The organism is Helicobacter sp. 23-1044 (genome assembly GCF_053654695.1).
In genome coordinates, this window is sequence record NZ_JBSIUQ010000019.1 from 1 (window position 1) to 14,360 (window position 14,360).

At 42.5% G+C, this 14,360-nt stretch carries 14 protein-coding genes and 2 tRNA genes; 5 read left to right on the forward strand and 11 right to left on the reverse strand.

The features are described from left to right. Both ACWIUD_RS11635 and ybeY read left to right on the forward strand, forming a co-directional pair. A partial coding sequence (locus ACWIUD_RS11635) for an ATP-grasp fold amidoligase family protein (RefSeq protein ID WP_454149278.1) occupies positions 1–379 on the forward strand: 379 nt, incomplete at its 5' end. A gap of 61 nt (positions 380–440) precedes the next feature. Beyond that, a complete protein-coding gene (ybeY, locus tag ACWIUD_RS11640; RefSeq protein WP_454149280.1) occupies positions 441–875 on the forward strand; it encodes an rRNA maturation RNase YbeY in 435 nt (144 codons plus the stop codon). A gap of 240 nt (positions 876–1,115) precedes the next feature. On the opposite strand, the gene ACWIUD_RS11645 is transcribed toward ybeY, so the two are convergent. From ACWIUD_RS11645 to ACWIUD_RS11655, 3 genes are all read right to left on the reverse strand, one after another. Further along, positions 1,116–2,144 (reverse strand): aspartate-semialdehyde dehydrogenase, encoded by a 1,029-nt coding sequence (locus ACWIUD_RS11645; protein WP_454149282.1) that lies wholly within the window; start codon positions 2,142–2,144, stop codon positions 1,116–1,118. Between the two features lie 62 nt (positions 2,145–2,206). Continuing rightward, positions 2,207–2,281, reverse strand: a tRNA-Asn gene (locus ACWIUD_RS11650). Between the two features lie 73 nt (positions 2,282–2,354). After that, the gene (locus tag ACWIUD_RS11655) at positions 2,355–2,774 is read right to left on the reverse strand and encodes a hypothetical protein (protein WP_454149284.1); all 420 of its coding nucleotides are present in this window, start codon (positions 2,772–2,774) and stop codon (positions 2,355–2,357) included. Here ACWIUD_RS11655 and ACWIUD_RS11660 point away from each other — a divergent pair. Beyond that, positions 2,768–2,896, forward strand: coding sequence for a hypothetical protein (locus ACWIUD_RS11660; protein ID WP_454149286.1), 129 nt, complete (start codon positions 2,768–2,770; stop codon positions 2,894–2,896). The genes ACWIUD_RS11655 and ACWIUD_RS11660 overlap by 7 nt on opposite strands. Before the next feature lie 77 nt (positions 2,897–2,973). Here ACWIUD_RS11660 and ACWIUD_RS11665 read toward each other — a convergent pair whose 3' ends face one another. Both ACWIUD_RS11665 and ACWIUD_RS11670 read right to left on the reverse strand, forming a co-directional pair. After that, positions 2,974–8,823: a S6 family peptidase gene (locus ACWIUD_RS11665; protein WP_454149288.1), complete on the reverse strand. Its 5,850-nt coding sequence runs from the start codon at positions 8,821–8,823 to the stop codon at positions 2,974–2,976. Between the two features lie 256 nt (positions 8,824–9,079). Further along, complete coding sequence (locus tag ACWIUD_RS11670) at positions 9,080–9,643, reverse strand: ribonuclease HII (protein WP_454149290.1); 564 nt, start codon at positions 9,641–9,643, stop codon at positions 9,080–9,082. A 61-nt stretch (positions 9,644–9,704) separates the two neighbouring features. On the opposite strand from ACWIUD_RS11670, the gene ACWIUD_RS11675 reads away from it, so the two are divergent. Together ACWIUD_RS11675 and ACWIUD_RS11680 are read left to right on the forward strand one after the other, a co-directional pair. Next, positions 9,705–9,782: transfer RNA gene (locus ACWIUD_RS11675), tRNA-Pro, on the forward strand. Positions 9,783–9,897: 115 nt separating this feature from the next. Then, positions 9,898–10,044, forward strand: a complete 147-nt coding sequence (locus ACWIUD_RS11680; RefSeq protein WP_454149292.1) for a hypothetical protein — start codon at positions 9,898–9,900, stop codon at positions 10,042–10,044. Positions 10,045–10,050: 6 nt separating this feature from the next. On the opposite strand, the gene ACWIUD_RS11685 is transcribed toward ACWIUD_RS11680, so the two are convergent. From ACWIUD_RS11685 to ACWIUD_RS11710, 6 genes are all read right to left on the reverse strand, one after another. After that, on the reverse strand, positions 10,051–10,596 hold the full coding sequence (locus ACWIUD_RS11685; RefSeq protein WP_454136926.1) for a 2-oxoacid:acceptor oxidoreductase family protein: 546 nt from the start codon (positions 10,594–10,596) through the stop codon (positions 10,051–10,053). Next, a complete protein-coding gene (locus ACWIUD_RS11690; RefSeq protein WP_454149294.1) occupies positions 10,593–11,429 on the reverse strand; it encodes a 2-oxoglutarate ferredoxin oxidoreductase subunit beta in 837 nt (278 codons plus the stop codon). The genes ACWIUD_RS11685 and ACWIUD_RS11690 overlap by 4 nt, the downstream gene beginning before the upstream one ends. Continuing rightward, positions 11,429–12,553 carry a 2-oxoglutarate synthase subunit alpha gene (locus ACWIUD_RS11695; protein WP_454149296.1) on the reverse strand — a complete coding sequence of 375 codons (1,125 nt, stop codon included), beginning with the start codon at positions 12,551–12,553 and terminating at the stop codon, positions 11,429–11,431. Before ACWIUD_RS11695 ends, ACWIUD_RS11690 begins: the two co-directional genes overlap by 1 nt. Before the next feature lie 10 nt (positions 12,554–12,563). Next, on the reverse strand, positions 12,564–12,878 hold the full coding sequence (locus tag ACWIUD_RS11700; RefSeq protein WP_454136922.1) for a 4Fe-4S binding protein: 315 nt from the start codon (positions 12,876–12,878) through the stop codon (positions 12,564–12,566). A gap of 124 nt (positions 12,879–13,002) precedes the next feature. Beyond that, on the reverse strand, positions 13,003–14,130 hold the full coding sequence (locus ACWIUD_RS11705; protein ID WP_454149298.1) for a hypothetical protein: 1,128 nt from the start codon (positions 14,128–14,130) through the stop codon (positions 13,003–13,005). Positions 14,131–14,140: 10 nt separating this feature from the next. After that, positions 14,141–14,360: hypothetical protein (locus ACWIUD_RS11710; RefSeq protein ID WP_454149299.1), on the reverse strand; the 220-nt coding region annotated here is incomplete at its 5' end.

Consider the following 14,360-nt stretch of genomic DNA (forward strand, 5'->3'; position numbering starts at 1 on the left):
GGAGATGTTAGGCATTTCGCAGAATCTGCCACTTTCGACCTACACGCCACCGCAGGATTATCGCTTCTTTACTTTCGCAAATGGCGAGATTTTCATACAATTTGATTATGGCAAATATTGGTATTTTTATGATAAAAATTGGCGTTTTTGTGACTTTACCTACAAAATTCCCTTGCTAAATGACGCCATTGCAAAACCGCGTAATTTTGCGCTAATGAAGGCGGTGGCGCGCACTTTGGCGCGGAATTTTACACGCGTAGATTTGTATGAAGTGGATGGAAAATTATTTGTGGGCGAACTCACTTGGACGCCAAATGGCGGGACAATTAAGTGGAATCCAAAAAGTTGGGATAAAAAATTGGGTGAGTTTTGGCAATAAATGCCTAATTTTCGCAGAATCTAGTGTAAAATTGCGCTAAATTTAACAACAGGCGCGCAAAATGATACTTTTTGACAATCGCACGGATTTTGAAGTGAGTGGCGAGATTTTGGAGTTTTTGGAGCAGATTGCATTTGATTTGACTAGCAAAAATATTGAGTTGCTTTTGGTGGGCGAGGATGAGATACGCGCGCTAAATGCGGAGTTTTTAGGGAAAGATTCTGCGACTGATGTGCTGTCTTTTCCGCTTGATTTAAATGGGGCAGATTCTGCGAATTTACCGCTTGGAAGCATTGCAATCTCGCTTCACAGCGCAGAATCTAGCGCAGTTTCGCACAAGCACTCGCTCCAAACCGAACTAGCGATTTTATTCACTCACGGACTTTTGCACCTTTTGGGATACAACCACGAATGCGATGATGGCGAGCACCGCGCGAAGGAAAATGAGATTTTGCAAAAATTTGGGATAACATCGCTAATTGAGCGAAATGTGTAAAATTCGCAGAATCTAGATTGCCACGAAGTCGCCCTAAACGCGCGACTTCTCGCAATGACGAAATGAATCGCAGAATCTAGCGCAGATTCTGCGAATCGCATAAAATTCGCAGAATCTAACAAAAAAAACGCCCCGCGCAGAAGTATTTTGGATGAAAAATCTCTCTTATTTTTTTTTGAGATTCTTCGCTCACTTCGTTTGCGATAGTAATGACAAAGTGGGGTGTAAAAATCGCAGAATCTAGCGCAGATTCTGCGCTTTTGCAATAAGTTTTTGTGCGATTCGCACGGCGTTTGTCGCTGCTCCCACGCGAATCTGGTCTGCCACGCAAAATAAATGCAATATTTTCTTATCAAAGCAATCCACGCGAATCCGCCCCACAAAAGTGCTGTCCGTATTTGACGCCACAATCGGCATAGGATATTTTAGATTTTTCACATCATCAATCACCTTGATATTTTCGGCGTTTTCAAGCACCGCTCGCGCCTCATCTGCGCTAACTTCGCGCTCAAATGTAATAGTAATCGCCTCGCTATGAGAGCGCGACACAGGCACTCTTACGCAAGTCGCACTCACCGCAAAGTCGCTGTGCATTATCTTTTGGGTTTCTTTTATCATTTTGACTTCCTCTTTTGTGTAGTCATTTTCCAAAAAAATATCAATGTGCGGAAATAGATTAAACGCAATGCTGTAAGGAAAAACGCTACTTTTATGCTCCGCATTTTTGCCATCAATCTGCTCTTTTGTCTCACGCATTAGTGCCTCCATACCCTTTTTGCCTGCGCCACTTACAGCTTGATAAGTCGCTACATCAACGCGCCTTATGCCAAAAGCCAACTGCAAAGGTGCTAAAACCTGCACCATTTGGATAGTTGAGCAGTTTGGATTGGCAATAATACCCTTGTGCGTGAAAATATCATCGCTATTGACTTCGGGGACGACTAGCGGGACATCATCTTGCATTCTAAAAAAGCTCGTATTGTCGATGACAATGGCATTTGCATTGACCGCGCTTTGCGCGAATCTCTCACTCACGCTTCCACCTGCGGAAAAAAATGCGATTTCTACGCCCTCTTTTGCGAAAACCTCGTCCGTGCATTCTTGTATCGTGTAGTCTTTGCCCTTAAATCGCAGAATCTGCCCCGCACTTCGCGAACTTGCTAGGGGGACTATTTTTTTTACAGGGAAATTTTGCTCTTCTAAAACTTTTGCGATTTCTTCGCCTACTGCGCCACTTGCGCCGACAATGCCTATTGTGTATTCTTTCATTTTTTGTCCTTTAAAAAAATATTTGCGGATTTTAGCAGAATCTAATTTATATTTTTATGAAGTGGCTCCGGATGCAGGATTCGAACCTGCGACCAAGTGGTTAACAGCCACCTACTCTACCGCTGAGCTAATCCGGAATGAATTAAAAAAGCGCAATTATATCTAATTTTTTTTAAAAGTCAATGATTATTCGCAGAATCTAGGGCGAGATTATGCGATTTTTGTGTGAGATTCTGCGAAATTGGCGCAAATCGCAGAATCTAATTCGCTATTTTCCGTCATTGCGAGATTCTGCGAAGCAGAATCGTGGCAATCCACCACCACTTCGTCATTGCGAACGAGCAAAGCGAGTGTGGCAATCCATAGGATTGGATAAAGAAACTTCGGCTTCGCATTGTTTTGCAAGCGAAGTGAAGCAACCATCCATTTTATTTTTTTGGATTGCTTCGTTGTATTCGCTACGCTCACACTGCCTCGCAATGACGAAGCGGGGGCAGATTCTGCAAATTTTTGATTTTTTTTCACTAGATTCTGCGAATTTATATTAGATTCTGCGATTTTCGCGTGAAACACAGAATCTAATTTGCTATTTCCGTCATTGCGAGATTTTGCGTAGCAAAATCGTGGCAATCCATTATTTAATTTTCATTTTGGATTGCCACGAAGTCGCCCAAAGTGCGACTTCTCGCAATGACGAAATTAAGGCAGATTCTGCATTTCGCACTAAATTAGATTCTGCGATTTTATATTAGATTCTGCGAATTTCGCCCTAGATTCTGCGAATTTCGCCCTAGATTCTGCGAATTTCTTGCACCACTCACAAATTTTCTCAAAACTTATACCCCACTTTTACATCGCCTTTTGCGCCGTAATTTGCCCCCGTGTCCGCCATAAGCGCGATACCATATTGCAAATAGAGCGCATTTGTGAGCTTGTGCGAACCTATCATATTTAGCTCAAAGCTAAGGCGTGGCGCACTCTCCACGCTATACCCGATGAAATTTTTCGCGCCTTTTAGCGTGACATCGACTACGCCACCGCTCATCGCGAGATTATCTTTTAGCGCGAGTTGAACGCTGTAAAAGCTCTCACTCATCACCGCATTATACTCCACACCCGCGCCGTAGGCAAATGTCGTGCTGTGATATGCGCCTTGCTCGTATTGTGCGCTACTCCACGCGCCATTATAGTTGTATCCAAAGGACAGCAGGGCGATTGGTTTGAGTGCGTGGGTGATTTTTTCGCTATCGCTAATGATGAAATTATATTTATACTGCGCTGTGATATTCGCGCCAAGTGCGGTAGATTCTGCGTTTTGCGCGGTGCTAAAAGACTTTTTCACATCGCTAAATGAAAAGTTCAAGCTCCCTAAAATCTCGTGCCCACCGTAGCTCCCGCCCCGCACATCAAAAATCGAGTGTAGATAAATCCCCGCATTGTAAAATGTCGCAGAGTCGCTCCCACTCTCGCTCCCTGCCTTATATCCGCCCACGCCAAGCATCGCACCCACCATCACATCGGCATTTTCAGCGTTGAAAATCCTATCATACCCCACATTTGTCGCGCCAAATCCCATTTGTGTGCCACCGCCGAAATATCCGCCACCCACACTCGCCCACGCGCTATTTGGCAAATTAGATTCAGCATTTTTAGATTCAGCGTTTTGCTTAAATGACGGCATTGCATCGCTTGTAACCGCGCTATTTTGCAATTTTTGTAGGCGATAGAGCGTGTCGCTTTGCGCGAAATAGAGCGGTTTCTTGCGTTGCGCGAGATTTAGGCGCACTTGCGAAATGCGCGTATTTATCGTTTGCTCGTTTGAAAAGAGTAGATTTCGCGTTTGCGGGGTTTTATTACCCTGCGCGATTTCATTTAGCGCAGAATCTATGCTTTGAAGTCTCGCATTTAGCGCGGTATAATCATCGGTATTTGCGGAGAGTTCGATTGCGCTATCGTTTGGATTTGCCGATGTGAGCGCTTGTAGCACCGCGCTGTATTTGCCTTCAATATGTTGCACCAACTCGCTAAAAGATTTTGGGTCATCTTTCGTAAATTTGATTTTTAAGTCCTTGTCATCGAAGATTTTGCCCGTTACAAAGAGTTTTTCGCTACCGCTAAAAACAAAGTCGATGATTTTATTTGCGCGATTATCGCTAATCCCGCCACTACTTATTAGCGTGTAATATTGCCCTAGCGTCACGCTGTCTTTTGTCACGCTTGAATCAAATGTGACTTTTATGGTGGATTGTTCGCCGAGCGTGAGTTTTTTGCCGCTAAATTTTAGGGATTCGAACTTATTGTCATTCTGAGCCGAAGGCGAAGAATCTCTTGTGCCTTGCGTGGTTGCAATGAGATTTTTCGCTTCGCTCGTTCGCAATGACGGAGTGGCGGTTGTTTTACCGACATTTGAGAGTTCTAATGTCCCATTTATCGTAGAATTTGCGTTAATGCTTTTCGCACCGCTCCCATTTACCGCATATTTGGCATTTTGAAATTGGATTTTGCCATCGCCACCATTGCTAGAAAATGCCGTATTGTTGCCAAAGTCCCATTCATTTATAAATGCCACACTCCCGCCACTAACTTCGATTTTGTCGAGTTTCTCCGCATTTTGCGTTGAATCATTAAAATTCAGCGTTAGATTGCCACTCTCTACTTTTAAGTTTGTTACTTCGAGTTTAGATTCTTTATCGGCGGTAATAATGCTAGATTCTGCGCCGTTGGCATTTTTAAAGGTTAGATTTGTCGCTTTTAGCGTGGATTTTTCTAGCGTGAGATTTTTAACATTGAAACTTGCACCATTATCTTGTGTAAAATTTATATTTGAAACGCTATTTGCGGTGATTTTCTCTGCCGTTAAACTCGCACTGCCGTTTAGCGAAATGCTATTATGCGTAGAATCTAAATTGATATTTTTTGCGATTAGACTCGCGCTACCTTGCAAATCCACACTTGCGGTGATTGAATCAAGTGCGGTTGTGATAATGCTTGAATCTTTTGCCGTGATTTTACCGCTGAAAGTCGCCCCCACATTGTCATTCTGAGCTTTCGTAGAAAGCGAAGAATCTCTATTTTGTTGAGATTTTTCGCTATCGCTCAAAATGACAGCGTTTTGAGATTTTTCGCTTTGTTGCACTTCGCTCAAAATGACTTTACTCCCGCCTTGCGCGTTTAAATCAAATTTCTTTTCGCCTAAAATATCAATTTTTAGCGTTGAATTATTGCCTTTTACTTCTAGCGCACCGCCATTTAGCGTTAATTTCGCATCTTTATCTAAAATAAGTTTTGCATCTTTTACGCTACTAAATTCAATCCCTTGTGCGCTAATTTCGCTTGTGCCACGCAACTCGATTTTTGCTGAATCTAAATTTGACGCGGTGATTTTCTTGCTTACATTTAGTTTTGTGAAATCATCGCCCGTTTCGTTGCCTTGCAAATAAATGCTGTTTTTTATAGTGCTGTCATTTTGAGCCGAAGTATCTCTTTTGCCTTTTGTCGCGGTGCTTGTATTTTTCAAACTAACACTTTTTAGCGAAAAGTTCGACTCTTCAAATAGCGAAATATTCGCGGTTGCTTCTTTATTTATATCATTCACACTTGATTTTGTCGCCCAAATATCATAATTTGTCGCTTTGATATTCGCTGAATCTAATTGCGTTAAAGTTAAATCGCTCGTATTTTCAAACCACACTCGCTCGGTAACTTCTAGTTGTGGATTGCCGTTGCCGTTGCTAAAAATCGTGCTTAAATTATCTTTGCTTACGCCTTGCAATTTTAGCGTTTTCACACTCGCACTTGCACCACTTGCTAATTTAACCGAACTCGTGCTTGTCAAAGTCAAATAATCCGCCGTTAATTTCGCTGAATCTTGCAAATCCAAACTTGCATTAAAATTAAAGATTTTTGATTGAATCTCTCCGCCGTTTGCGGTGATTTTGCCTTTGTAGGTTATGCTATCATTTGCGCCTTTGAGTGCTTCGCCACTTAATGCGCCACTCTCTACCACTTGATAATAAGAAAATCCACTGCCTGTGATATTTGCGCCGTCTTTGTTGTCGATAAAGTGCGTTACATTTGAACCAAATGTGATTTTAGAATTATTACTCGCCGTGATATCTGCTTCAAGCGTGGCATTTCGCCCAAGCGTAAGATTTGAGTTAGTTAGCACAATGCCATCATCGCCAAATTTAAAGGTGCGACTATCCCAATCGGGCTGTTTTAAAGTCGATGGTTTGCTTAAATCCATATAATCGGGCATTGCTTTTTGTGTGCCTGCTTCGGCTTGTTTGATTTGTGCGATTAGATTTGCATCGCTTACAATCGCGTGGGCGGTGGCGTGCCCTTGAAGTGCGATATTTGCGTCTTTTGCGGTTAGTTTGCCACTTGTATTTATATTACCATCAAAAATCAAATGCGCTTCGTGGGTGGTTGTGGTAGAGCGAGATTGCAAAGCAACGCTATTTATTGCGGAGGTTGAATCAATTTGTCCCCCCTCCCTTGCGGAGGTTGAATCTACTTGTCCCCCCTCCCTTGCGGAGGTTGAATCGCTTTGTCCCCCCTCCCTTGCGGAGGTTGAATCTACTTGTCCCCCCTCCCTTGCGGAGGGGGCTAGGGGGTGGGTAGATTCGCTATTTGAAAATTGTGCGCTACTAATATTTTGCGCTTTTAACCCACCCCCTAAATCCCCCTCCGCAAGGGAGGGGGAGAGAATAGAATCACCACTCGCAAAGGAGGGGGAGAGTGTAAAAGAATCACCATTCGCAAGAGATGGGGAGATTTCGCCACTTACATTTCGCTTACTTCGCGTTTGTGCTTGTGTTTGGCGATTGCCTGTGTAAGAAATGTCGATATTTGTGCTTTGATTCGCATTTGAGTTGCCGATACTTGCGTGGATTATGGTATTTGCCTTTGTGTTTGTTTTATTGCTATCGCTATACCCATATCCCTCAATCTCCAAAGTCGCCTTACTTGAACTCGTAATCACCGCATTTTTATCATTTGCGGCAATCGTATTTAGCGTAAGGGATTTGCCACCTAAATCAAGCGTCCCCCCGCCCGTGCCGAAGTAAAATCCCATATCATTATTATTTTCTTGCTTCAAAGTGAAAGTTTGCGTGGCACTCGCATTTCGCCCCTTTGCCACTGAATCTGCGCTAGATTCTGCGCCAAGTGCTAACATATTTTTGACTTCTAAACTGCCTCGTCCGCTAGTGATATAAATGCCCTTAAATGCCTTCTCATTGCCTTCTAGCACGACTTTGCCCTCGCCGATTTTTAGTCCGCCCGCGCTTTTGCTTTTTACCACAAGGTCGCCCTTGCCTATTTTATGGAGATTATCGCCACTTTGCGTGGTTAAGTGCCACTCGACAGAGTTATTTTCGCCTATGTCTAATCCTGAACCTTTGAATGAGTAGGTTTTACCATTTGAGTTTGTGAATTTATACGAAGTCGCACTCGTAGAATCTGCAAAGACAAAACCGCCTGCATAACTGCTTATGTTGCGTATGATATTGCTCTCTACTTCAATAGTCGCTCCACCGCTGAAAATTATGTCTTTATTTTGATTTAGCGTGTGATTGCTATTTGGGCTATCTCCCCGTCCGCTGTGATTTAAAGAAGCATTTTTTAATTTATAAGTATCTGAGACTTTTAGATTGATATGTTGCTCAAAATCTTTTTGATAATCTAAAAAATCTTGTTTTGAGACAAAGGACACATTTGCGATATTTTGCCCTTTTGTCGCTTGTGAAGTAACGCCTACCAAAATCCACTTTTGATTCGTAAAATCGTAGGCATAAAATCCGCTACCGCTGTCGCCATTTGTAATGCGATTATTAAAATCCTTATCGCCATTTGGCATATAATTATAAAAAATCCCACGAGAATCGCCGGGTGCATATCCTTCTACTAAATTATAATACACGCCATAACCAGATTGACTGCTAGGGATATATCCAAATCCACCGCCTTTCATAGAACCATCATCCGGCAATCCTTTTTCTTTAATAGGTGTTTGATAATTTGCTTTCAAATCAAGAAGTCCGCTACCTGCTTGATAAAGTATGACTTTATTGTTTTTTACTAATTCTTTTATTTTTGCATTAAAATTATTGAGATTTGTTGCTTCTTTTTGTGCGTCTAGTGCTTCTTGTTTGCCGTTTTGCTTTGTGCTATTTTCAATATCTAGCATTTCTACTTGTCCCTCGACAATGTATTTTTGAAAACGATAAAATTTAGTATCTCGCCCATAAGGTTTTGAAATGGCATCCGCCGTAGTCTCTCCGCTATCTTGCTTTGCAAATATATATGGCGTAAGTCCAAATTGACGCTGTTTTGGTGCGCTACTGCCAACTTGTTGTGGGGTTTCTTGTGGGTTTTCTTGCGGACTGCTCACGTGATTTGCCGTAACCACAAATCCCCGTCCTATGCTTGTAATCGAGCCGTAGTTACTTGACGCATAAAAATTTGGCACATTTGGGATTGTGAGTGTTTCGCCATTTTTGCCTGTGATTTTTATTTCGCCATTTGCTTCTTTGAAAATGCCCTTATTTTGCCCAAAATCCAAATAATCGCGGTAGTAAAAATTGCTAATATTTATGCTTTGTGCGTTTAGCGTGGTGCAAAATAGCGCGATTAAGGCGAATCTACGAAGCATAAATGGACGCAAAATTTTAGGCAAAGCAAACCCGCGCAAACTCAATTCGCGCAAATTTAACCCGCGCAAACTTCGCAAAATGCGTAAAATCAAATTGGGGGGGGGGGCAAAATACACATTTTCAACCTCGCTAAATTTCTTGCAAATTTTGTGACGAAGTGTAACATAAAAATTTAATAAAAATTATTAACAAAAAGCAGATTCTGCGATTTTTTGCACTAGATTCTGCAAAAAAACACGCTAGATTCTGCGAATTTAGGGAGATTCTGCGATTTTACCCCTAAAATAGCGCAGAATCTAACTCTTTGATTTTAAAACTTCGCCTATGCACCGCGCTAAATCCGTGCGCTTTTATCGCTTTGATATGCTCTTTTGTTCCATAGCCTTTGTGCGCTTCAAAGCCCCACTGCGGGTAGATTTTGTGTAATTCATCGCATTCTTTGTCTTTTAAACTTTTTGCGATGATACTTGCAAGTGAGATTTGGGGAATCTTGCTATCGCCCTTAATCACGCACTCTACGCCCCTTACTCCAAAGCTCGTATTGCCATCAAAGATATATTTTTGTGCGGGGAGATTTGCTATTATTTGCGCCAAAGCATTTGCGATACATTTGCTAATGCCCTTCTCATCGATAGATTTCGCGCTAAACTTCGCCACAAAATGCGGGATTTGCCACGATAATGCGATTTTATAAATCTCATCTCTTTTTTTGCGGATAATCTTTTTGCTATCATTTAGTCCCGCAATTTCGCGCAAAATCGCCTCATCGCACACCACGCCACACACAAACAAACTCCCAGCAATGCATCCACGCCCCGCTTCATCGATACCGCAAATCTCCATAAAAAATGCCTTGAAAAAAATTTTGCGCTATGATATAATTACGCGCTTTAAATTTCAAATGCGGAGTATAGCGCAGCCTGATTAGCGCGCACCCTTGGGGTGGGTGAGGTCGTGGGTTTGAATCCCGCTACTCCGACCATTTTAAAGCAATTTTTACTATCCTCAAAATCTTTCATATTTTTGTGAAATAACTTTTTAAAATCAGTCTTAATTAGTCTTTATGTAGAGCTAAATCGCGCAAGATTCTGCGATATTTGGATTTTTTCATTAGATTCTGCAAAAAGCAGAAAATCGCAGAATCTACCCTAAATTCGCAGAATCTTGCACAAAAACGCAGAATCTTAATTCGCAGAATCTCGCACGAAAATCGCAGAATCTACCCTAATTCGCAGAATCTATAAAATATCCTACATTTTTTTCGCACTCATCGCATATTTTTCGCCTAACTCATAAGCCTTTTTATTTACTTCTGCCACTTTTGCGGGGACTTTGCTTAGCATTGTTTCATAGACTATATCGCGATTCACGCACTTTGTAAGCGCAACCGTGATTGCCAAAGCCACGACAGATTGCGTAACTTGATTGCCCACTTCGTCCTTTGCAATGCTAATAATTGGGATTGAATAAATTTGATATTTTTGCAAATCCTCATCGCTTGGGCGCACAAGGTTTGATTCGACTACGACAATCGCGCCGTCTTTTAAATCAACTTTGAATTGATTGTAGCTAATCTGCGCGGTTGAGAGCATAAAGTCGATTTTTTGCGCGTAGGGGTAGAGAATCTCATCATTGTCTAGCAAAATATCCACCTTTGTGGGACCGCCACGCACTTGGCTTGTGTAGGTGGCGGCTTTCACGCCAAAGCCTTTGTCTTTGATTTTTGCCTCTGCCAAAATCTCCCCTGCCAAAAGGACGCCCTGTCCGCCCACGCCTGTGAATCGAAGCTGTGTCATTTCGCACCTCCCGCTTTTGCTTTTGCCTTTGCAACGACTTTGCCAAAATACGCCTCGCAGTATTCCTCTTTGCTATTGTCCTCTTTTAAAATGCCCGTTACAAATTTATCCTCGCGCTCATTTTCGGGCAATTCATCGTATTTTGCCTTGCTAATTAGGCGCGAATCTATCCAATTTAGCATATCAATCGCTTCGCCCATTTTGTTTTTGCGCCCCAAATTCACGTGGCAGTTGCTATGAATGTCAAAAAAGCTAAAACCTTTATGTTTAAATCCAGCCACAAGCAACTTCTCCAAATTTTGCGGTTTGGTTACGCTACCACGCGCCACAAAACTCGCCCCCGCTGCGTCTGCAAGTTTGCACGGGTCAAATGAATAATCAATATTGCCATATTGCGCCGTTACCGTCCAAAAGTCGCGTGGCGTTGTAGGCGAAGTCTGTGAGTTTGTAAGCCCGTAGATAAAGTTATTTACCAAAATGTATTTTATGTCAATGTTACGCCTACACGCGTGAATTGTGTGATTTCCGCCGATTGCCATACCATCGCCATCGCCTGAGATTACTATTATGTGCTTTTTTGGATTTGTCAGCTTTATGCCTGTGGCGTAAGCCAAAGTCCGCCCGTGTGTCGTATGCACGGTGTTGCAATTTAGGTATGATGAAAATCGCCCACTGCAACCAATCCCGCTTACCACGCAAACATCATTCATATCCCAACCCACGCTCTCAATAGCGCGAATCACCGTTTTTAAAATCACGCCATCGCCACAGCCCCAGCACCAAAGCGTGGGCATTTTGTCCATTCGTAAATATGTATCGTAATTGTATGCCATCATAGCCCCCTTACTTTTTGTATGATTTCATTTGGAGAGATTGCTCTACCATTTGCCTTGCCAAAAAATTCGATGTCCTTTTTCATTACGCGCTCGATTTCTCTCACATACTGCCCTAAATTTAGCTCTACGACTAGGATTTTGTCAAATCGCTTTGCTAATTCTTTGAGTTTGGATATAGGTGAGGGCCAAATCGTTTTTGGGCGGAAAAGCCCGACTTTTAGCCCATTTTTGCGCATTTCATTGATTGCATCTTTTGCGGATAACGACACAGAACCATAAGCGATGATTAAAATCTCCGCGTCATCAAGTAAATATTCTTCATAATCGATGATTTTAGATTCGTGTGCGGTGATTTTGTTGAAAAGTCGCTTTAATAGCTCATCGCTTAATTTTTCATCCTCCGTAGGAAAGCCCGTATAGCCGTGCGTAAGCCCTGTAATGTGATATTTATATCCACTAAAAAATGGATTTAAAATCGCAGGTTCATCGCCTCCCACTTTGTAGGGCTGATAATCCTTTGCATCGCCACTAAATTTTGCGCGATTTTTTATGCTTTTTTGCACTTCGCTAAGCTCTGGCAAAACCGCCTTGCCGTGCATATGCCCCAAAGTCTCATCAAGCAAAACAAAAACAGGCGTCATAAACTCTTCTGCCAAATTAAAAGCGCGAATCGTCTCCGTATAAGCCTCGCTCAAATTGCCCGGACAAAGCGCGATTGATTGAAAATCGCCGTGTGAAGGGGCTTTTGCTTGATTTATATCGCCTTGTGCCACGCGTGTAGGCAATCCCGTTGATGGACCGCCACGCATTACATTTACGATTACTAGCGGGATTTCCGCCATAAACGCATAGCCAATTTGCTCTGCTTTTAGTGAGATGCCCGGACCTGAACTTGCCGTAAGCGATTTTGCGCCTCCCATAGACGCACCTATCGCAACGGAGATTCCGCCGATTTCGTCCTCCATTTGTATAAAAACGCCGTCATTTTTTGGTAGCAAAACGCTCATACTATGCGCTATTTCGCTAGATGGCGTGATAGGATAGCCCCCAAAAAACCTGCACCCCGCGTCAATCGCGCCAAATGCTGCCAATTCATTCCCTTCTGAAATTATTTCTCTCATTATTTCTCCCTTATGCTAACGCCATATATCGATTTGCTTTGATTTTTGCCGCCATCTCTTTTGCCTCAGGTGTGATTTTTGCGAATTTAAAATCCGCCCTATCTGCCACGTGAATCGCAAAATCAGGGCAAGACAACTCACACGAATTGCACCCAATGCAACTTTGCGGATTTATCACGCTAATGATTTTACCTTGAATCGAATTTACCTCCACGCGCATAGCAAGTGTCCCGCTCGGGCAGACTTCTACGCAAATGTCGCAGGATTTGCAACGATTATAATCCACCCAAACAGGCACATCTTTTGGCGATTCCAACTTTCCCATTTATCTCTCCTTTAAATTTTAATGAAACCAAATTGTAAGACGGCAATGATAATTTAGCATTTAAATACGCTAATTTTTCGCAGAAATTATTTCAAATGTAACTTTTTTACAAGATTCGCAGAATCTAGCGTTTTTGCGCCTTCCATCGTTTTAATTCCGCAAAAAGCGGTTTTATATCGTAATTGCGGACTTTTCGCTCAAACGCACTCAAATATGCCTCCACATTTTGGGGCGTTAAAATATGTGCGCCATTTTGCATCGCATCTAGCGCAATGCTATTTAGCGGAGTGCCTATGCGGTAGTGCCCTTGGTCAGTGTAGTTTCGCACATCATCTGTGAGTGGCAAATCATCAAATCCATAAATTTTCATATTTGGCAATTTCTGCGATTCATTTACCATCCAGCGCAGAATCTGCCCCCATTTATCAAAATGCTCTTTTGGATTTGGCACATATCCATCATCGATACGCACTCGGTAGTAAAATGTGCTATACGCCGAGATTGCGAGGTGAAACTCCGTGTGCGGATTTGCGCGCACAAAGTCCAAAATGTATTTATTTATTAGATTCTGCGAATTTTTAATGCTTCCCTTAAATGCTTTTGGTTGCCACTTCTCATCTGCCTTGCGTAAGAATTTAATCACCCTTTCATTTTGACACCAATTTAGAAATCCCGCATCTTTGGCGCAAGTCTGCATATACGCGCTTGGGATTTGTTGCATTTCTTTGTGACCCACGCACGCAGGCGATTTGCTCCATTTAATAGCGCATTTTATAAATCTTTTATCGATATAAAATTGCATTTTTGGGGTGAAATTATCATTGTAAAGTTGCTCTTTTATTGCGCGTCCTCCCGCTTTATCCAGCACCATTGAGTGCGTGTCAAGCGAGTATAAAATGCGCTTTGGTTTTTTGGCGCGTAAGAGATACTCCAAAAGCACCGCCCGCTCCACAGGATGCGCCCCGCCCATCGAGAGATTTACCCATTTTCCGCCGAGCTTCGCTTCTGCCTCGCTAATTGAGGTATTTTCTAACATCGAGCTCCCCACAATCGCGCTATCAAACTCCACATAATCAATTATCCCCCTTGCTTGAATACGCATATCGCTATGAAAAGTCTGTGCGCGGAAAATGGGTTTGTGAAACAACTGCAATGGGTCATAAACATAAAGCAAGGCGATTAGCGCAAGCATAGGAAGTGCCACGCAGGCAAAGATTGCCCCAAAGCAAAGGGAGTAAATTTTGTATTTCATCGCTTTACCCTTAAAATTGAAAATAAATAAATGGCGAATAGGTGTTTTTCAAAAGATTCTGCGCCAAAATATAAATGCTTGCGTAAAATAGCACGACTGCAACGATAAAGTTCGCAAATACCGCGCCACATTTGAGATGAAATCGCCTACCATAGATTTTTAGCGAAAGCGAAATTCGCAGAATCTGCGCTGTGAAACTCTGCATTTTTTCAACGCTATTTCTGCACCAC

Excerpts from the sequence above, each read along its gene's own strand:
- ybeY (WP_454149280.1), top strand. The coding sequence starts at position 441 with ATGATACTTTTTGACAATCGCACGGATTTTGAAGTGAGTGGCGAGATT.
- ACWIUD_RS11645 (WP_454149282.1), bottom strand. The coding sequence starts at position 2,144 with ATGAAAGAATACACAATAGGCATTGTCGGCGCAAGTGGCGCAGTAGGC.
- ACWIUD_RS11670 (WP_454149290.1), bottom strand. The coding sequence starts at position 9,643 with ATGGAGATTTGCGGTATCGATGAAGCGGGGCGTGGATGCATTGCTGGG.
- ACWIUD_RS11685 (WP_454136926.1), bottom strand. The coding sequence starts at position 10,596 with ATGACACAGCTTCGATTCACAGGCGTGGGCGGACAGGGCGTCCTTTTG.
- ACWIUD_RS11690 (WP_454149294.1), bottom strand. The coding sequence starts at position 11,429 with ATGGCATACAATTACGATACATATTTACGAATGGACAAAATGCCCACG.
- ACWIUD_RS11695 (WP_454149296.1), bottom strand. The coding sequence starts at position 12,553 with ATGAGAGAAATAATTTCAGAAGGGAATGAATTGGCAGCATTTGGCGCG.
- ACWIUD_RS11700 (WP_454136922.1), bottom strand. The coding sequence starts at position 12,878 with ATGGGAAAGTTGGAATCGCCAAAAGATGTGCCTGTTTGGGTGGATTAT.
- ACWIUD_RS11705 (WP_454149298.1), bottom strand. The coding sequence starts at position 14,130 with ATGAAATACAAAATTTACTCCCTTTGCTTTGGGGCAATCTTTGCCTGC.